Source organism: Sphingomonas trueperi (assembly GCF_040545665.1).
Taxonomy (GTDB): Bacteria; Pseudomonadota; Alphaproteobacteria; order Sphingomonadales; family Sphingomonadaceae; genus Sphingomonas; species Sphingomonas trueperi_B.
The window spans coordinates 565629-583882 of record NZ_JBEPMH010000001.1; the positions used below are offsets into that span (position 1 = coordinate 565629).

The 18254-nt window shown below is 68.4% G+C and carries 18 protein-coding genes; 6 read left to right on the forward strand and 12 right to left on the reverse strand.

Annotated features, from left to right (window positions below; translation table 11 throughout):
* Positions 1–7: 7 nt before the first annotated feature.
* From ABIC65_RS02575 to purM, 8 genes are all read right to left on the reverse strand, one after another.
* Positions 8–514, reverse strand: a complete 507-nt coding sequence (locus tag ABIC65_RS02575; RefSeq protein ID WP_354306608.1) for a GNAT family N-acetyltransferase — start codon at positions 512–514, stop codon at positions 8–10.
* 50 nt (positions 515–564) lie between these two features.
* Positions 565–1239 (reverse strand): orotidine-5'-phosphate decarboxylase, encoded by a 675-nt coding sequence (gene pyrF / locus ABIC65_RS02580; protein ID WP_354306609.1) that lies wholly within the window; start codon positions 1237–1239, stop codon positions 565–567.
* Entirely contained in the window at positions 1236–1559 is a 324-nt protein-coding gene (locus tag ABIC65_RS02585) for a LapA family protein (RefSeq protein WP_354306610.1), read from the reverse strand. Before ABIC65_RS02585 ends, pyrF begins: the two co-directional genes overlap by 4 nt.
* A 63-nt stretch (positions 1560–1622) precedes the next feature.
* Complete coding sequence (locus tag ABIC65_RS02590; RefSeq protein ID WP_354306611.1) at positions 1623–3899, reverse strand: patatin-like protein; 2277 nt, start codon at positions 3897–3899, stop codon at positions 1623–1625.
* A complete protein-coding gene (locus tag ABIC65_RS02595) occupies positions 3899–4591 on the reverse strand; it encodes an endonuclease/exonuclease/phosphatase family protein (RefSeq protein WP_354306612.1) in 693 nt (230 codons plus the stop codon). Before ABIC65_RS02595 ends, ABIC65_RS02590 begins: the two co-directional genes overlap by 1 nt.
* A 41-nt stretch (positions 4592–4632) precedes the next feature.
* Complete coding sequence (locus ABIC65_RS02600) at positions 4633–4830, reverse strand: hypothetical protein (RefSeq protein WP_125973576.1); 198 nt, start codon at positions 4828–4830, stop codon at positions 4633–4635.
* Between the two features lie 70 nt (positions 4831–4900).
* On the reverse strand, positions 4901–5467 hold the full coding sequence (purN, locus tag ABIC65_RS02605; protein WP_354306613.1) for a phosphoribosylglycinamide formyltransferase: 567 nt from the start codon (positions 5465–5467) through the stop codon (positions 4901–4903).
* A 41-nt stretch (positions 5468–5508) separates the two neighbouring features.
* Positions 5509–6615: a phosphoribosylformylglycinamidine cyclo-ligase gene (gene purM / locus ABIC65_RS02610; protein WP_354306614.1), complete on the reverse strand. Its 1107-nt coding sequence runs from the start codon at positions 6613–6615 to the stop codon at positions 5509–5511.
* A gap of 63 nt (positions 6616–6678) precedes the next feature.
* On the opposite strand from purM, the gene ABIC65_RS02615 reads away from it, so the two are divergent.
* The 4 genes from ABIC65_RS02615 to ABIC65_RS02630 are packed head-to-tail and all read left to right on the forward strand — an operon-like array spanning position 6679 to position 12203.
* The gene (locus ABIC65_RS02615; RefSeq protein ID WP_354306615.1) at positions 6679–7926 is read left to right on the forward strand and encodes a heavy-metal-associated domain-containing protein; all 1248 of its coding nucleotides are present in this window, start codon (positions 6679–6681) and stop codon (positions 7924–7926) included.
* Complete coding sequence (locus ABIC65_RS02620) at positions 7923–8537, forward strand: chromosomal replication initiator DnaA (protein WP_354306616.1); 615 nt, start codon at positions 7923–7925, stop codon at positions 8535–8537. The genes ABIC65_RS02615 and ABIC65_RS02620 overlap by 4 nt, the downstream gene beginning before the upstream one ends.
* Positions 8534–10702: an RNA degradosome polyphosphate kinase gene (locus tag ABIC65_RS02625; protein WP_354306617.1), complete on the forward strand. Its 2169-nt coding sequence runs from the start codon at positions 8534–8536 to the stop codon at positions 10700–10702. Before ABIC65_RS02620 ends, ABIC65_RS02625 begins: the two co-directional genes overlap by 4 nt.
* Positions 10703–10706: 4 nt before the next feature.
* Positions 10707–12203 carry a Ppx/GppA phosphatase family protein gene (locus ABIC65_RS02630; protein ID WP_354306618.1) on the forward strand — a complete coding sequence of 499 codons (1497 nt, stop codon included), beginning with the start codon at positions 10707–10709 and terminating at the stop codon, positions 12201–12203.
* 130 nt (positions 12204–12333) lie between these two features.
* On the opposite strand, the gene trmFO is transcribed toward ABIC65_RS02630, so the two are convergent.
* Genes trmFO through ABIC65_RS02645 form a run of 3 tightly spaced genes read right to left on the reverse strand, consistent with a single transcriptional unit; the run spans position 12334 to position 15273 of the window.
* Positions 12334–13650, reverse strand: a complete 1317-nt coding sequence (trmFO, locus tag ABIC65_RS02635) for a methylenetetrahydrofolate--tRNA-(uracil(54)-C(5))-methyltransferase (FADH(2)-oxidizing) TrmFO (RefSeq protein WP_354306619.1) — start codon at positions 13648–13650, stop codon at positions 12334–12336.
* Between the two features lie 53 nt (positions 13651–13703).
* Complete coding sequence (locus ABIC65_RS02640) at positions 13704–14705, reverse strand: SRPBCC family protein (protein ID WP_354306620.1); 1002 nt, start codon at positions 14703–14705, stop codon at positions 13704–13706.
* 28 nt (positions 14706–14733) lie between these two features.
* On the reverse strand, positions 14734–15273 hold the full coding sequence (locus tag ABIC65_RS02645; RefSeq protein ID WP_354306621.1) for a GbsR/MarR family transcriptional regulator: 540 nt from the start codon (positions 15271–15273) through the stop codon (positions 14734–14736).
* Between the two features lie 119 nt (positions 15274–15392).
* On the opposite strand from ABIC65_RS02645, the gene ABIC65_RS02650 reads away from it, so the two are divergent.
* Together ABIC65_RS02650 and ABIC65_RS02655 are read left to right on the forward strand one after the other, a co-directional pair.
* Positions 15393–15824, forward strand: a complete 432-nt coding sequence (locus tag ABIC65_RS02650; protein WP_354306622.1) for a DUF488 domain-containing protein — start codon at positions 15393–15395, stop codon at positions 15822–15824.
* A 273-nt stretch (positions 15825–16097) separates the two neighbouring features.
* The gene (locus tag ABIC65_RS02655; RefSeq protein WP_354306623.1) at positions 16098–16613 is read left to right on the forward strand and encodes a PilZ domain-containing protein; all 516 of its coding nucleotides are present in this window, start codon (positions 16098–16100) and stop codon (positions 16611–16613) included.
* An 18-nt stretch (positions 16614–16631) separates the two neighbouring features.
* Here ABIC65_RS02655 and ABIC65_RS02660 read toward each other — a convergent pair whose 3' ends face one another.
* Positions 16632–18002 carry a class II 3-deoxy-7-phosphoheptulonate synthase gene (locus tag ABIC65_RS02660; RefSeq protein WP_354307763.1) on the reverse strand — a complete coding sequence of 457 codons (1371 nt, stop codon included), beginning with the start codon at positions 18000–18002 and terminating at the stop codon, positions 16632–16634.
* Positions 18003–18254 lie beyond the last annotated feature (252 nt).

Sequence of the window (18254 nt, forward strand, 5' to 3'; positions counted from 1 at the left end):
GTAGGCGCTAGACCAGCGGCTTGGCCAGCACCGTCATGAACAGCGGCGGATCGAGCGGAATGGGAAAGTCGCGGCGCTCGCCGGTTTCGGCATAGCCGCGGCGCACATAATACTCGATCAGCTTGCGGCGTTCCTCGATCACCGTCATCTCCATCCGCGTGCAGACGAAGCCGTCGCGGGCATGGCCCTCGGCGGCGGCGATCAGCTGGCGACCGAGCCCTGCGGCTTGGCGTAGCGGATCGATGCAGAGCAGCCCGAGATAGGCGGTGCCACCGCCGCGGTTCGCGACGTTGACGCAGCCGATCGGGGCGTCGTCTTCCCAGGCGCTGAGCAACACCTGCGCCGGATCCTCGACGATGGCGGTGAGCGTACGGAGATCGGTGCGCGGCCCATCGATAAGGTCGGCCTCGTGCGTCCAGCCCTGGCGCGCGGTTTCGCCGCGATAGGCGCGCTCGATGACCGGGTGGATCGCCGGGAGGTCGGCAGGAGTGGCAGGGCGGATGGTGAGGGGCATGGCCGTTCCCGAGATTCGCCTCCTTTGTAGAAGGAGAGAACCTTCAGCGATCAGAGCGTCGCCGCGATCGCCCGCGCGGCCGCGTCCGGATCCTCGGCCTGGGTGATCGGCCGGCCGATCACCAGGATCGAGGCGCCGGCATCCACCGCGCTACGCGGCGTCACCACGCGCTTCTGGTCGCCGACATGCGCATCGGCGGGGCGCACGCCGGGAACGACGAAGAAGCCGTCCTTCCACGCCGCATGCGCCGCCTTCACCTCTTCGCCCGAGCAGACGATGCCGTCGACGCCCGCCGACTTTGCCAGTTCGGCCAGCCGCATCACCTGCTCGTGCGGATCGGGCTTGAGGCCGATTGCGGTCATGTCGTTGCCGTCGAGGCTGGTCAGCATCGTCACCGCGACGACCTTGGTTCCCTCGGGCGCGGCGGCCTTGGCGTCTTCCAGCATCGCCCGCCCGCCAGCGGCGTGGACGGTGAGGATCGCCGGATTGAGCGGCCGCAGCGCCTGGATTGCCTTGGCGACGGTGTTGGGGATGTCGTGGAACTTGAGGTCGAGGAAGATCGGCACGCCGATCTCGGCCATCTCGTGCACGCCGTGGCGACCGTTCGCCATGAAGAATTCGAGGCCCAGCTTGATCCCGCCGACATGGTGGCGGACCTTCGTGGCGAGCGCCTTGGCCTTCTCCAGCTCGGGCGTGTCGAGCGCGACATAGATGCGGCTGCTCATGCGCGCGGCTCCTCGATCGCTGGCGTCTCGACCACCGGATCGAAGCGCGGCGCAGGCGTGGCGGGGATCGAACGGAGGTCGGCGAGCGCGCGCTCCAGGCCGGCGAAGCGCTGCCGCATCCGCCAGCGCAGCGTCTGATAGGCGACCAGCATCGGCAGGAACCCGGCGAGGAACACGACGATCAGCAAGAGCGGCAGGCTGATATCGGCGACGAGACCGCCCCAGAGCTGGATGCTCACGCGCTGCTCGCCATTGTAGATCACGAACCCGGCGATCACGCCGCCGAGCAGGAGCCACAACAGCACCTTCAGAAACCGCATTCCGCTCCCTTCCTGGCAAATCCTGCGCGCCTTCTAGGCCCGAGCGGCCCCGCTTGCCAAGGCTCAGCCGATTTCGGCGCGCAGTTCGGCGATCAGCCCGGGGATGGCGGTGAGGGCAGGCGCCTCCTCGTCGAGGATGGCGTGGAAGGCGCGGCGCTTGAGCGCGGCGATATGCTCGGCGTCGGGGCGCGCTTCCTTGTCGAGCGTGGAGAGCACAATGTCGATCAGCCGGTCGGCGCCGTTGAGGCGGCCCCAGAGATAGTCGTTCTCGCGGTAGGCTCGACTGAAAAAGGCGCCGAAATTGTTGAACTGGTTGCCCTTGAGCATTGCCGCCACACCGCCGGTACGGATCGCCTTGGCATCCTCGGGGGAGATGCGGTCGACGCGGATGGGATCGAACTCGTCCATGCCTTCGCCCTGGAGGAGCGGCAGCGTCGCGATGTCGAAGAAGGGGAAGCCGAGATAGGCGAGCAGCATCGGTCGTCGCAGCTCCTTCGACAGTGCGCTGAACCCGGCGGAGAGGGCTTCGTCGGTCTGGCGGTCGAGTGCGCGGAGCTGCATCCGCTCGGCCAGCGTGTCGAGCACCGCGGCGGGTTCGCTCGCCAGCCGATCCTCGAGATCGGCGAAGGTGTCCGAGCGCTTGAGCTCGAGATAGGCCGCCAGCGCGCCATAGATCGCATCGCGCATCGGCCGCATCGCGCCGCGCGGGGCGGACTGTTCCAGCTCGGCGAGTCGCCGGGCGAGCAGGCGCAGGCGGCGGATGCGAAAGCCGAGGTCGTGGCCGCGCAGGAAATCGAGCGCTTCGGGCGACGCCCCGCCGGGCAACGACGCGCCGAACCGATCCGCGCCGCGCGTCCGCACCGCCTCGCGCAGCCGCCGTCCGAGCGAGCGGAGGCGCTGCCCATCCTGCTGGCCGGCGAGTGCCTGCAGCAGCCGCGCCGTCCGGTCGATCGCGCCGTCGACCTTGAGCAGCGCATAGGCGGTATGGCCGTACCCCGCCTTGGCAGCAGCGGCGACCTGCGCGCGCTTGCGCCACGCGGCGAGCCGCTTGGGCGTCGGGTAGTCGAGCCACAGCGTGTAGCCGAACAGCGACTCGACCTGCGCCTCCACCTCGGCCCGGATCTCGGAGACGATGGCGAGCATGCGCTCGATCCGGTCCGAGCGGGCGGCGATCATGTCGAGATTGTCGCGAATCGGCTGTTTGCGGGGCAGTTCGGACAGTGCCCCGATCAGCGTCGAGAAGAAGCCGGGGCGCTCCTGCCGGGGGCCGTAGAAGTCGAACCGCATGTCGGGCGTCGGGTCGAGGAAGACGAAGCGGCGGTCTACCTGGCGGCGGGCAGGGCGCTCGCGCAACGCGTCCATCGCCGGACCGAACGGCGCGTTGGCGAGCACCGATCCGTCGATCAGCACCGCTTTTTCGGCACGGCTTTCCGCCCATTGCTCGGGGAGCGCGCGCTGGAGGAAGGCGTCGCGGCCGGCCCAGGTCTCGCCGCGATCGGCAAGGACCTTGTCGAGCTCTTCCACCATCAGCGGCGGGAAGGCGCCGGGGAAGCTGGAGGTCGCGCGAGCAGCGAAGCCCAGGGCAGCGGGATGAGCGATGCCGGTGCCGCGGCCGTGGTCGGTGAAGCTGAAGACGAGCCGATGCTCGGTCTCGATCACTTCCGGGGGCGTGTTGAGACGCAGCGTCTCGGCATGGCCGCGAAAATCGGTGGCGGTGACGAACAGGTCGAGCGGCTGGCCCTCGGGGAGAAGCCGGCGTTCGGCCGGGCCCTTGGCCATCTTGTCGAAGGCATTCAGCAGCGTCTTGAGCAGTTGCTCGCCTCCGAAAGGCGGCTCGAACCAGCGCGAGCGGACGAAGCGTTCCAGCTTCTCGCGAACCTCCGCACGGGATCCTGCCTCAACCGTCTCCTCGACGCCGTGTTCTCGGCTGGATAGCATCCAGGCGATCGGCTTGGCCCAGATCTTGGCGAAGCGGTGCGACGGCCCCTGGCTGGGGGCGAGCAGCGCGTCGACATCGGCATGGTCAAGCCACATCGCGGTCAGCGGATCAAGCGACTGGCCGGTGGCGATCGCCTGCGCCAGGAACACCGCGTTGATCCCGCCGGCGCTGGCACCCGAAAGGATATCGACCAGCACGCGCAGGTTGAGCCCGCTGCGGTCGCGGATGTCCTCGATCAGCTCGCGATAGACGCTCTGGAGCGGCGTGCCCTCGCGCTCGGCACAGCTGGCGCGGGCGAGATGCCACACCTCCTTGGTGATGCCGTGCATGTACACCGCAAGGCTGATCCCGCCATAGCAGACCAGCGCCAGCCGCAGCTCCTTTTCCTGCGCCTCGTGCATCAGCGGTGCCGCACCTCCGCCCAGACGGGAAGGTGATCCGAGGCAGTGCGCGCTGCCAGGCTGTGGTGCACCCCGGCCTCGCCGAACTGAAGGTCGGGCGAGGCCATGATCCGGTCGAGTCGCGCCATCGGGCGGCGGGCGTGGAAGCTCTTGCCGGTCGCCGCGAAGGCGAAATGCTGGGCGAAATCGCGCAGGCAGCCGCGCTCGGCGCTCCATTCGTTGAGGTCGCCCATCATCACCGTCGGCATCGGCGGAAGATCGGCGAGCTGGGTAAGGATCGCGTGCGCCTGCCGCCGCCGCCACAGGCCGGACAGATCGAGGTGCATGCCCAGAACGCGGAGCGGCTGACCCTGAATGCGAAGATCCGCCATCACCGCGCCGCGCGGCTCCAGCGTCGGCAGATGGAGCGCCGCGCAGCCGAGGATCTCGGCCTCCTTGCGGACCAGCAGCGCATTGCCGTGCCAGCCCATCGATCGCGCGCGCATGCCGAAATGGACCGGCTTCCACGGGCTATGTTCGGCGAGCAGGCTCTGGGTGAGCACGGCCTCGCGCGCGCCAAAGCGGCGATCGGCCTCCTGCAAGGCGATCACGTCGGCGTCGACCTCGAGCAGTACCTCGAGCGTCCTCTCCGGTCGGCGTCGTCGGTCGGTGCCGATCGACTTCCGCATGTTATAGCTGGCGACCTTGATCATCCGCGCCCCTTATCGGCGCGGGCACTATGGCTGCACAAGTCTCAATAACCCGTTTCGCCCCGTTCGCGCTGGCCCGCCGCCGCTTCTGCCGCGGCGAGCAGACTGCGGCCGGTTGCCTCGGCCGCCTCGGGAGTCATCGCGACGGCGACGCCATTGGGGCCGTCGAGCAGCACCAGCCCGAGTTCGGCAGTGGCGATCCCGCCTTCTTCCTCCGGCGTGAGCGCCGAGTCCTTGGCCATGTGCGTGACTTCCCCATGTGCGGTATTGACGGGGATGAACGCGGGATCACGGCCAAATATCCGCGGATTTTCAGCCGCGAAGCCACTCGGCGAGCGTTTTGGCGTAGAGCTTGTGCTCCTCCGCCAGCACGCGAGCGGCGAGGCCGTCGGCGGTGTCCCCGGGAAGGATCGGTACCCGCGCCTGTCCCAGCACCTCGCCGCCATCGAGTTCCTCGGTAACGATATGGACCGAAGCGCCCGCCTCCGCGTCGCCGGCGTCGATCGCGCGGGCATGGGTGTCGAGCCCCTTGTACTTGGGCAGCAGCGAGGGGTGGATGTTGACGATACGGCCGCGCCAGCGCGCGACGAAATCGTCGGAGAGCAGCCGCATATAGCCGGCAAGCGCGATCGCCTCGACGCCGGCATCGCGCAGCGCGGCGTCGATCTTCGCTTCGTACTCGGCCTTGGGCATGCCCTTGGGGCTCTGCGCGAAGGTCGGCACGCCGCGCTCGGCGGCCCAGGCGAGCCCGGCCGCTTCCGGCTTGTCGCTGGCGACGAGGGCAACGGTGTAGGGGCAGTCCGGCGCCGCGGCGGCCTCGACCAGCGAGGCCATGTTCGATCCGCGGCCCGAGATCAGGATGCCAAGTCGCTTCTTCACTTCATTCCCCTCCCGCAGGCGGGAGGGGGGAATGCACGCAATCACCCATGGTGCGTGGCGCTCCACGGCGCGCGTGCGCTCCAGGTCTCGCCGCCGCCGACCACGGTGCAGCCGCGCTCGCCCGCTTCGATCGAGCCGATGGTGAACACCGTCTCGCCCGCTGCGGTCAGTGCTGCCGACACCGCCTCGGCCTGATCGGCGGCGACCGCCGCGACCATGCCGATGCCGCAGTTGAAGGTGCGCGCCATTTCCTCCGGTTCGATCTGGCCCTGCGCCTGCAGGAACGCCATCAGCCGCGGCAGCGGCCAGGCATCGGCGTCGATCCGGGCATGGGTGCCCTCGGGCAGCACGCGGGGGACATTCTCCAGCAGCCCGCCGCCGGTGATGTGGGCGAGGCCGTGGATATTGCCCTTGCGCAGCTCTGGCAGCAGGCTGGCGACGTAGATCCGAGTCGGCGCCATCAGCGCGTCGATCAGCAGCCGCTCCTGATCGAACAGCGCCGGGCGGTCGAGCTTCCAGCCCTTGTCCGCTGCGAGTCGCCGCACCAGCGAGAAGCCGTTCGAGTGCACGCCGTTCGAGGCGAGACCGAGCAGCACGTCGCCGGGCGCGATCTTCTTGCCGTCGAGCAGCCGGTCGCGCTCGACCGCGCCGACGCAGAAGCCGGCCAGGTCATAGTCGCCGTCCGCATACATGCCCGGCATCTCGGCGGTCTCGCCGCCGATCAGCGCGCAGCCGGCCTGTCGGCAGCCTTCGGCGATGGAGGCGATCACCCGCTCGGCGACGGCGTTGTCGAGCTTGCCGCTCGCATAATAATCGAGGAAAAACAGCGGCTCGGCACCCTGGACGATCAGATCGTTGGCGCACATCGCGACGAGGTCGATGCCGACGCCGTCGTGGTGGTTGTGCTCGATCGCCAGCTTCAGCTTGGTGCCGACGCCGTCGTTCGCCGCGACCAGCAGCGGATCGGTGAAGCCCGCCGCCTTCAGGTCGAAGATGCCGCCGAAGCCGCCCAGATCGGCGTCCGCGCCGGCGCGCCGGGTGGAACGGGCAAGCGGGCCGATGGCGCGCACCAGCGCATTGCCCGCCGCAATCGAAACGCCCGCCTGGGCATAGGTGTAAGGGCCATGGCCCGCCTTGGTCTCGCTCATGGGCGACGCCCTAGCCACAACGCGCTTGGATTTCCACGCCCGGTTCGCCAAAAGGGCGCCCGCATGCAGTTTCGCCGTCCCAAAACCGTCCTTGGCGCCCTTTCGGCGCTCGCGCTCGCCGGTGCGGGCATCATGGCGGCACGCGGGCAGGGCGGCGCGCCCGCCGTCCCCGTGGGTGCGGCCGGAAGCTTCGAGATCAGCGGCGTCAAGGTCGACGTGTCGGGCAAGACGGCCGAGATCGCGCGGCAGGGCGGCTGGCGGATCGCGCAGCGCAAGGGCTGGTCGATGCTGTCGCAGCAGCTCACCGGCAAGCCGGGCGCGCTCTCCGATTCGGCCTTGGACGCGATCGTCAACGGCATCGTCGTCGAGCGCGAGCAGATCGGGCCCAACCGCTATATCGCCAGCCTCGGTGTGCAGTTCGATCGCGCGAAGGCCGGCTCCATCCTCGGCGTGTCGATCGCCGTCACCCATTCGCCGCCGATGCTGCTGGTGCCGCTGCAATATTCGGGCGGCGTCGGCCAAGTGTTCGAGCGCGACACCGCCTGGGCGCGCGCCTGGAACCGGCTGCGCGCGGCGGGCAGCACGATCGACTATGTCCGCCTGCGCGGCACCGGCGCGGACAAGCTGCTGGTCAATACCGGCCAGACGCTGCGGCATGGCCGCAACTGGTGGCGGACGATCCTAGACCAATATGGTGCGGTCGACACGCTCGTTGCCGAGGTGCAGCTGCGCCGCGACTATCCGGGTGGGCCGATCGTCGGCATCTTCTCGGCCACGCACGGCCCGGACAAGGATCCGATTACCAGTTTCGCACTGCGGATCGACAATGGCGATGCGATCGACGCGCTGTTCGACACCGCCGTGTCGCGCATCGACAAGGCCTATCAGGCGGCGCTGGCAGACGGCCGGCTCCATACCGATGCGGTGCTGGCCGCGCGGCCGCCGGTCGCCCAGCCAGCCGCGCCGGCGCCCGAGGAGACCCCGCTGCCGACGCCGCTGCCGAGCGTCGAATCCAGCGCTTCCCCAACCGCCGCTACCACGTCGCTATCGGTGCAGGTCGACACCCCCAATGCAGCCGCGGTCAATGCGTCGGAAAGCGCGGTGCGCGGCGTGCCCGGCGTGCGCAGCGCCGCCACCACCAGCCTCGCGCTCGGCGGTATTTCGGTGATGCGCGTCTCGTTCGACGGATCGCAGGCCGCGCTGCGCGCCGCGCTCGAGTCGCGCGGCTGGAGCGTGCAGGAAGGGCCGGGCGTCCTCCGCATCCGTCGCGGCGCCGCGCCGCAAGCATCGCCGACCCCCAAGGCGCAATGAGCCAGCTCCGCCTGCCGCTGGGCCTGCCCGAGGCGAGCGAGATGGACTTCCTGGTCAGCGACTCGAACGCCCGCGCCGTCCAACAGCTCGAACATTGGGCGACCTGGCCGGTGATGGCCGCGCTGCTGGTGGGCCCGCGCAAGTCCGGCCGCAGCCTGCTCGCGCGGATCTTCGCGGCCAAGAACGGCGCGACGATCATCGACGATGCCGAGCGCGCCGACGAGGCCGACATCTTCCACGCCTGGAACGACGCCCAGGGCGCGCGCCGCCCGCTGCTGATCGTTGCCGATGCCGCGCCGCCGCTGTGGGACATCGCACTGCCCGATCTACGCTCGCGCCTTGCCGCTTCGCCGCTGCTCGAGATCGGTCCGCCCGACGATGCGCTGCTCCCGCTGCTGCTCGAACGCGCCTTCACCCGCCACCTGCTCCACGCCACGCCCGCCGTGATCGCCTGGATCGCCAAGCGGATCGAGCGCAGCCATGTCGCCATCCTGCGCGTTGCCGATGTGCTGGAAATGGAGACTGACGGCCGTTTGTCGATCCCGGTGGTGAAGTCTACACTCCAGGCTGCAAGCCTTTTGACGCATTCCGACGATAGCGAGAGCGAATGACCGAATCCGCCGCACCTGCGACCATCGCCCCCGCCGATCCCACCGAAGCGCGCTATTTCAACCGCGAGCTCTCCTGGCTGGCCTTCAACCGCCGCGTGATGGAGGAGGCGTGCAACCCCGCCCATCCGCTGCTCGAGCGGCTGCGCTTCCTCTCGATCTCGGGCAGCAATTTCGACGAATTCTTCATGGTCCGCGTGGCAGGCCTGATGGGCCAGCAGCTCCAGAATATCGATACGCGCTCGGCCGACGGGCTCACCCCGGCGCAGCAGCTGGAGGCGATCTCCGCCGAAGCCGCCACGCTCGCGGACGAGCAGCAGGCGGTGTGGGTGGATATCCGCGCGCAGCTCGCGGTCGCCAATATCTTCGTGCTCGAGGCCGATGCGATCGAAGGCGAGACCGAGCAATGGCTCGCCAACCATTTCCGCGAGCAGATCTTTCCGATCCTGACCCCGCAGGCGCTCGACCCCGCGCACCCGTTTCCGTTCATCCCCAACCAGGGATCGAGCGTGATCTTCAACCTGCTGCGCAAGTCCGATCGCGAGCCGATCCAGGAACTGGTGATGCTGCCGACGACGCTCAAGCGCTTCGTCCGCCTGCCGGGCGCACCGGCGCGCTATGTCGCGATCGAGACGCTGATCAAGCATTTCTGGGAGCTGCTCTTCCACGGCTACGAAATGCTGGGCGCCGCCACCTTCCGGGTGCTGCGCGACAGCGACATCGAGATCGAGGAAGAGGCCGAGGATCTCGTCCTCACCTTCCGCTCGGCGATCAAGCGCCGCCGCCGCGGCCGGGTGATCCGCCTGGAGATGGAGGAGGGCATCGCCCCCGATCTCGAAGCGGTGCTCAAGGAAGAGCTTGGCGGCAGCGACGCGCTGCTCACCGAGACCGGCGGGTTCCTGGGTGTCGGCGACCTGTCGATGCTGGTCGACGAGGATCGTCCGGACCTGAAGTTCACGCCCTTCTCGGCGCGCTTCCCGGAGCGGATCCGCGAATATGGCGGGGATTGCTTCGCGGCGATTCGCGCCAAGGACATCATCGTCCACCACCCGTACGAGACGTTCGACGTCGTCCTCAGCTTCCTCCAGCAGGCGGCGGCGGATCCGGACGTGGTGGCGATCAAGCAGACGCTCTACCGCGCCGGCAAGCAGCCCGCGGTGATCAACGCGCTGATTGCCGCGGCGGAGGCTGGCAAGTCGGTCACCGCGGTCGTCGAGCTCAAGGCGCGGTTCGACGAGGAGCAGAACCTGTATTGGGCGACCGCGCTGGAGCGCGCCGGCGTGCAGGTCGTCTACGGCTTCATCGACTGGAAGACCCACGCCAAGGTCTCGATGGTCGTGCGTCGCGAGGGCGATCGCTACCGCACCTACTGCCATTTCGGTACCGGCAACTACCACCCGATCACCGCGCGGATCTACACCGACCTCAGCTTCTTCACCGCAGACCCGCGGATGGGGCGCGATGCGGCGCAGATCTTCAACTACGTCACCGGCTATGTCGAGCCGCAGCATCTGGAGTTGCTCGGCATCTCGCCGCGCGACCTCCGCAAGCGCCTTACCGCGCTGATCGAGGAGGAGATCGAGCATGTCCGTGCCGGGCGGCCCGGCACGATCTGGGCGAAGATGAACTCGCTGGTCGACCCCGCGATCATCGAAAAGCTGTATCAGGCGAGCGCCGCCGGCGTGCAGATCGAGCTGATCGTGCGCGGCATCTGCTGCCTGCGCCCGGGCGTCGCTGGCATGAGCGAGAATATCCGCGTGAAGTCGATCGTCGGCCGCTTCCTGGAGCACAGCCGCATCTGGGCGTTCGGCAACGGCAAGGTGCTGCCCAATGACGATGCCAAGCTCTATATCTCCTCGGCCGACTGGATGCAGCGCAACTTCGATCGCCGCGTCGAGTTCATGTTGCCGCTGCTCAACAAGACCGTGCACGACCAGGTGCTCGACCAGGTGATGGTCGCCAACCTGCTGGACAACGAACAGAGCTGGCTGCTCGCGCCCGACGGCCATTACGACCGGATCGTCCCGGGCGAAGACGGGGAATTCAACCTGCACCGTTATTTCATGACCAACCCCTCGCTCTCGGGCCGCGGCGCCGCCGTGGAGGCGCGCAAGCCGGTGCCCAAATTGTCGCCGCGCAAGCGTCGCCTCGCGGCGAAGGGCGGCTGAGCGGGTGGCCACGGCCCTGTTCCGCACGCCGCGCGCCCAGTCGGAGGGCGCCCGGCCGCGTACGGCGATCATCGATATCGGCTCCAATTCGATCCGCCTGGTCGTCTATGAAGGCCCGGCGCGGCTGCCGGCGATCCTGTTCAACGAGAAGGTGATGGCCGGGCTCGGCAAGGGACTGGCCGAAACCGGCGCGATCCATGCCGGCGGCCTTGCCAGCGCGCGGGCGGCGCTCGGCCGATTCGCGCTGCTCGCCCGGGAGATGCAGGTGAGCGAGCTGCGCACCGTCGCTACCGCCGCGGTGCGCGATGCCTCCAATGGCGGCGAGCTGATGGCGATGGCGAGGGCGCTGAACCTGGAGGTCGAGCTGCTCTCGGGCGTCGAGGAGGCAACGGCCGCCGGGCTTGGCGTGCTCTCGGGCATTCCGGAAGCCGATGGTGTCGTCGGCGATCTCGGAGGGGGCAGCCTGGAGTTGGTCCGCGTCGTCGCGGGCACGGTGACGGACCGCGCCTCCTTCCCGCTCGGCGTGCTGCGCCTCGGCGCGATCCGCGGGCGCGGCAAGGGCGTGCTGGAGCGCGAAGTCATCCGCATGGTCGAGGCGGCGGGCTGGAAGGGGCGGGGCAAGGGCCTGCCCTTCTACATGGTCGGGGGATCCTGGCGCTCGCTCGCCAAGCTCGACATGCACCTCAGCAATTATCCGCTGCCGATCGTCCATCATTACCCGCTGGCGATCGACCGGGTGGAGGAACTCGGCCGGCGCGTCGAAGGCGCCACCAAGGCCGATCTCAAGACCGTGCCCGATTTGTCTAGCGCGCGCATTCCCTCGCTGGCCGATGCGGCGGCGCTGCTCGTCGCGGTGACCAAGCAGTTGGGCAGCAGCGGCACGATTGTCTCCGCGTACGGGCTGCGGGAAGGCTTGCTGTTCCAGCGCCTCTCGACCGAAGAGCGGCTCCAGGACCCGCTCATCGTCGCGGCGCGCGAGGAAGGGCAGCGCTCCGGGCGCTTCCCCGAGCATGGCGATCTGCTCGATGCCTGGCTCGCGCCGCTTTTCCGCGATGGTCCGGAATGGTCGCGACTGCGCCACGCCGCCTGCCTGCTCGCCGATGTAGGCTGGCGCGCGAACCCCGAGTTCCGCGCCGAACGGGGCATGGAGATCGGGTTGCACGGCAATTGGGTGGGCATCGATGCGGCCGGTCGCGCGATCGTGGCGCAGGCCTTGTACACCTCGCTGGGTGGTGCGATCGATAGCCCCGCGCCGCTAGAACGGCTGGCGTCGCCCGAAGCCTTGGCCGAGGCCAAGCGCTGGGGCCTCGCGATGCGGCTGGGCCAGCGGCTGAGCGGCGGGGTCGCGCGGCCGCTCAAGCGCTCGCGGCTGCGGCTGGAGGGTCCGTCGCTGGTGCTCAGCCTCGCCGATGGCGACGAGCCGCTCTACGGCGAGGCGGTGGAGAAGCGCCACCGCGCGCTGGCGCTCGCGATGGCGAAGGAGCCGGTGCTGGAGACGTGAACCTGCGCTCTACGCCGTCATCCCGGCGAACGCCGGGATCCATTGGCCTGGCGCTTGCGGCTCCATCTGGAACGTAGAGGCTTCTGGATCCCGACTTTCGTCGGGATGACGGCTGAGAAGGTGTGCCCCCTCAGGCCGCCAGCCAGTCCTTCAGCGCCGCCCGCGCCCGATCGGTATACATCCGCTTGCGATCGGCCTTCTTGGTGCGCCCCTCGATCGGCGGGAACAGCCCGAAATTGACGTTCATCGGCTGGTAGGTCTCGATCTCCGCCTCACCGGTGATGTGCGAAAGCAGCGCGCCCAGCGCCGTCTCGCGCGGCGGAGCAGGCAGCTCGATCCCGGCAATCTCCGCCGCAGCGAAGCGCCCGGCCAGCATCCCGATCGCGGCGCTCTCGACATAGCCTTCGCATCCGGTGATCTGCCCGGCGAAGCGTATATTGGGCGCGCTCTTCAGGCGCAGCGTGCCGTCGAGCAGTTCCGGCGAGCGCAGGAAGGTGTTGCGGTGCAGGCCGCCGAGGCGCGCGAACTCGGCATTCTCCAGCCCCGGGATGGTGCGGAACAGCCGCACCTGCTCGGCATATTTGAGCTTGGTCTGGAAGCCGACCATGTTCCACAAGGTGCCGCTGGCATTGTCCTGGCGCAGCTGCACCACCGCATAGGGCCAGCGCCCGGTGCGCGGATCGTCGAGGCCGACGCCCTTCATCGGCCCGTAGCGCAGCGTGTCGACCCCGCGTTCCGCCATCACCTCGATCGGCATGCAGCCTTCGAAATAGGGGACATTCTCCCACTCGCGGAACTCGGTCTTCTCGCCCGCCATCAGCCCGGCGTGGAATTCGAGATACTGTTCCTTCGACATCGGGCAGTTGATGTAATCCTTGCCCGATCCCTTGTTCCACCGGCTCTGGAACCAGGCGGTTTCCATGTCGATCGACTCGCGGTGGACGATGGGGGCGATCGCGTCGAAAAAGGCGAGGCTGTCCTTGCCCGTCGCGCGGCCGATGCTTTCCGCCAGCATGGGCGCGGTCAGCGGGCCCGTCGCAACGATGGTGCGGCCCTCGGCAGGCAGCGTGTCGACGCGTTCGCGGACGATGGTGATGTTCGGGTGCGCCTCCAGCGCCGCGGTCACGCCGTCGGCAAAGCCGTCGCGGTCCACCGCGAGCGCGGAGCCAGCGGGCACCTTGTGGATGTCGCCCTGGATGAGGATCAGCGAACCGAGGGCGCGCATCTCCTGGTGGAGCAGGCCGACCGCGTTGCTGTCGGCATCGTCCGAGCGGAAGCTGTTCGAGCAGACGAGTTCCGCAAGCCGATCGCTCTGGTGCGCCGGGGTCATTTCCCCGGAGCCGCGCATCTCCGACAGGCGGACCTTATACCCGGCCTGGGCCAGCTGCCATGCGGCTTCCGATCCGGCGAGGCCGCCGCCGATGATATGGATGTCGTGGCCGGGCATGGGCGTACTCTAGCTGTTGGAACGGGGAAGCAGGCGGACATAGTCCCCCCGGCTCATCGCGCAACCCCTCCGGCTTCCGCCCGCCGTGCGATCACCGCCAGCACGTTGCTCGACACGTCGCCGAGGAACAGCTCGCCCCACAGCCGGGCATACCAGTTGACCGGCGTACGCACCCGATAGCGCGTGGTGAGCGTCAGCCGCGTGCGTCCGTCGGACAGCGGCTCCAGCGCATAGCCGCCATCGGTGATCCGGTAATAGGCGCTGTCGGGCATCAGGTGACGGTCCTGCAGCTTCCAGCCTTCCATCTCGTCCTTGTCGAAGCGGAAGCGCCACCAGAGGCGCCTGGCCGGCTGCCAATCCGTGATCACTTCCTTGAACGACAGGCCCTGCTGCCAGCGGACATGGCGGATCGCGCCGGGTCCGGTGCCGACCAGCGTGGCGCTGACCGGGCGGGGCACGCGGATCACGTCCTGCGAAAGGTTCCACGTTCCTTCGCTTGGCGCGATCGTCCCCACGCCCTGGGCGAGCGGCCAGATCGTTGCGGGATCCGCCGCGATCACGATCGATCGGCGCACGACGGCCTCCGCGACGGGCAGGGGGACGTAAGGCTCGGCCTGCATCGCCAGCACCGGCACGAGCAGCAGTGCGCTGGACCGCAGCATCTGTCCTGCATCATCCTCGCGCGGCCCGAACCAGCGCCAGGCGAGAATGCCGCCAAGCGTACTGAGCCCGTACCAGATCGGTGCGAGCATCACGATGCAGAGGATACCCTCGTAGAGAAACACGACCGAGGTCGACACTACCGCTACCAGCAGCGCCACGGGAATCTTGCGCGTGTAGAAGGCGCGCGAGCGCTCGCGAAACGGGTCTGCGATCCCCAGGATGAACGCGGTCACGGCAGCCGGCAGGATCACGAGGAAGGAAAAGCTGATCAGCCCGCTGGGGTTGGCGGCGGTGAGCAGCAGATAGACGGCGAGGCAGAAGGCGAGGCCGGCCGCCAGCGCGCACGCGATCCGGATCGCCGCCTTGCGGCGACGGGGAGAAAGTTCGGTCATAGGAAACTCCTTTCGCCGCGGCGGCCGACTATCCGTCGCGCTTGCCCGGCAGGAACGTCGCAATTCGGCGGCCCAGCTTCATCAGCGTGACCAGGGTTGGCTTGGGCAGCTGGCGCATCTGGTCGTACCAGTCGCCCAGCGTGGTGATGAACTGGTGCATCCGCGTGATCCGCTCGCGGAGCTGCTCGGGCGCGTCCTTGTCCGTTGCGAGCCGGTCGGACAACTCGGCCAGCAGCGTCAGCGTGGGGTCGATCTCGCGCCGCTTGCGCTCGGCGGAGATGCGCAGCAGCAGCTCCCAGAGGTCGGTCTCGGCGACGAAATGGTCGCGGCGGTCGCCGTCGATATGGACGCGCCGGACGATGGCATAGGCCATCAGTTCCTTGAGCGCGGTGGAGATGTTCGAGCGCGCCAGGCCGAGCGCCTCGGCGATGTCCTCGGCGGGCAGCGGCGCGTCGGATAGGTACAGCAGCGCGTGGATCTGCGCGACCGAACGGTTCACCCCCCAATGCGTCCCCATTTCTCCCCAATGAAGGATGAAGGCCTTGGCATCGGGATGGTCGCTGATCACGTCACTTCCTCAATTTCTGTAATTTCAGAAATATCGGAATTCGCGATCGTGGTCAATGGCCGGATTGCGATTGCGGCGAAGTCCGGCCGCCGTGCATTCTGCTCCGCGAAGGAGCCCCGATGAAGATCTTCACCATTGGCTATGAAGCCACCACCATGGCCGAGTTCCTCGCCGCGCTTACCAGGGCGGGCGTGCAGCGGGTGATCGACGTGCGCGCGTTGCCGCTGTCGCGCCGGCCCGGCTTCTCCAAGTCGAGCCTTGCCGCAAGCCTGCGCGAGGTGGGCATCGACTATGTCCATCTCAAGCAGCTCGGCACCCCCAAGCGCGGGCGCGACGCAGCCAAGAAGGGCGACGTGGCGACCTTGCGCGAAGTCTATGACGTGCAGCTGGGGCTGCCCGAGGCGCAGGCGCAGGTCGCGCAGATGCATGCGCTGGCGGCGGAGAAGCCGAGCGCGTTGCTCTGCTACGAGCGCGATCCGTGCCATTGCCACCGGACACTGCTGCTGGAGGCGGAGGGCGAGGGGGCGGAGGTGGTCGACCTCTACGCCTGATCCCCAAAAAGGCCGGGGCAGTCCCGTAGGACTGCCCCGTTTAGTTCGGGGAGAGTCGACGCGAGGGGGAACGAAACGCGTCGACAGGGGAGCATTTGCCCGGCCCGTGTTGCAGCCGCGTGTCGCTTCTTTGCCGCGGAGCCGGAAAATTGTCGCGGGTAGGTAGCGGAACCTTCGTTAACCATGAAATCTTAAGATAATTTCCGCGGCGTTTACCGCCTCGCAACGCCTGCGCGTGCAAAGCGGAGCCCAACGCACGCCAGTGGAGCGCTTATGGGTATCGCGGCACGACTGTATCAGGACGGACGCTGGGCCGAGCGGCACAGCGTCGAGCTCGAAGCGACGCTGCGCGATTCGGACTGGGCGCCGGTCGACGTGACGATCGAGGATCTGTCCAACGGCGGCTTCCGCGTCGTCGCAGGCGCCGAGCTCAAGGTGGGCGACGCGATCGCGCTCGGCATCGCCGGGATCGGTACGCGCGAAGCGTCGGTCGTGTGGGGCACCGCGGGCATCTATGGCTGCGAGTTTGTCACCCCGCTGAGCGACGCGGACCTGCGCGCCGCCGTCTCCGGCCCCGCCGCGACCCCGATCGCCTTCCCTAAGACGCCGCTGCCGACGCCCCAGCCCACCCCGCCGGTGGTCGAGGGGTGGAATGCGCCGTCAGGGGAGGAAAAGTTCTCGGTCCGCACTCGGCTGGCGATCATCGTCGGCAGCGCGGTGCTTGCGTGGATGCTGGTGTTCGCGCTCGGCTATGGGCTGTGGGCGCTGGCGGGCGCGCTGCTCCGCTGAGCAACGCGCCGCCGGGCGTCAGGCCGCGGCCTTGCGGCGCTCGGCCATTTCGTCGTTGAGCATTTCGGCGAGCAGGAACGCCAGTTCCAGGCTCTGACCCGCGTTGAGCCGCGGGTCGCAATGCGTGTGGTAGCGGTCCGCCAGGCCCTGCTCGGTGATCGCGATCGCGCCGCCGGTACATTCCGTCACATTCTGCCCGGTCATCTCGGCATGGATGCCGCCGGCGAAGGTGCCCTCGGCGCGGTGGACGGCGAAGAAGCCGCGCACCTCGGCAAGGATCCGGTCGAAGGGCCGCGTCTTGTAGCCGTTCGCCGCCTTGACGACGTTGCCGTGCATCGGATCGCAGCTCCACACCACCGGATGGCCCTCGCGCTTCACCGCGCGGACCAGCTTGGGCAGGCCCGCCTCGATCTTGTCATGGCCATAGCGGGTGATCAGCGTCATCCGCCCCGGCACCCGGCCCGGGTTGAGCGTGTCGAGCAGCCGCAACAGCGCGTCGGGCTCGAGGCTCGGCCCGCACTTCATGCCGATCGGGTTGCCGATGCCGCGCAGAAACTCGACATGCGCCGAGCCCTCGAAGCGGGTGCGGTCGCCGATCCACAGGAAGTGCGCGGACGTATCGTACCAGTCGCCGGTCAGGCTGTCCTGCCGGGTCAGCGCCTGCTCATAGGGGAGCAGCAGCGCCTCGTGGCTGGTGTAGAAGTCGGTGCCCTTGAGCTGCGGGACGGTATCGGGGTTGATCCCGCACGCCTCCATGAAGTCGAGCGCCTCGCCGATCCGGTCCGCCACGTCGGCGAACTTTGCCGACCAGGGGCTCTTGCCCATGAAGTCGAGCGTCCACTTATGGACCTGATGCAAATTGGCATAGCCGCCATTTGCAAAGGCGCGCAGCAGGTTGAGCGTCGCCGCCGACTGGCTGTAGCCCTGCACCATCCGCTGCGGATCGGGGATCCGCGCCTCGGGGGTGAAGGCGATGTCGTTGACATTGTCGCCGCGGTAGCTGGGCAGCTCGACGCCGTCGATCACCTCGGTATCGGCCGAGCGCGGCTTGGCGAACTGGCCGGCCATGCGGCCGAGCTTAACCGTCGGCAGCTTGGAGGCGAAGGTGAGTACGACCGCCATCTGCAGGATCACCCGGAAGGTGTCGCGGATGTTGTTGGGGTGGAACTCGGCGAAGCTCTCGGCGCAGTCGCCGCCCTGTAGCAGGAACGCCTCGCCGCGCGCGACCTTGCCCAGCTCGGCGGTGAGCCCGCGCGCCTCGCCGGCGAAGACCAGCGGCGGATAGCTGCTCAGCTGCCGGGTGGCGGCGTCGAGCGCGCCCTTGTCCGGATATTGCGGCATCTGGCGCGCTTCGGCGCGCGTCCAGCTATCGGGGGTCCAGCTTGCCATTGCACTCTCCACGTCGCGGACGGCGACGTGCCAATCCGCATGATCGGCGATTCCCATCGCCGCAATCTGATTCATCACCTTGGTGTTGGCGCGTTTGCCGTCCGTCTCCCAGCCCTGCACGGTCGAGCCTGGCGTATCGAACCAGGCACCAAAGGCAGCGCGGGTGAGAGTGCGTTCCTCGCGAAACTGGCGGATCTTGGAACCGGCTAACGTCGTCATGCGGGCGCCTTACCCGTCTGGGGTAAATTAGTG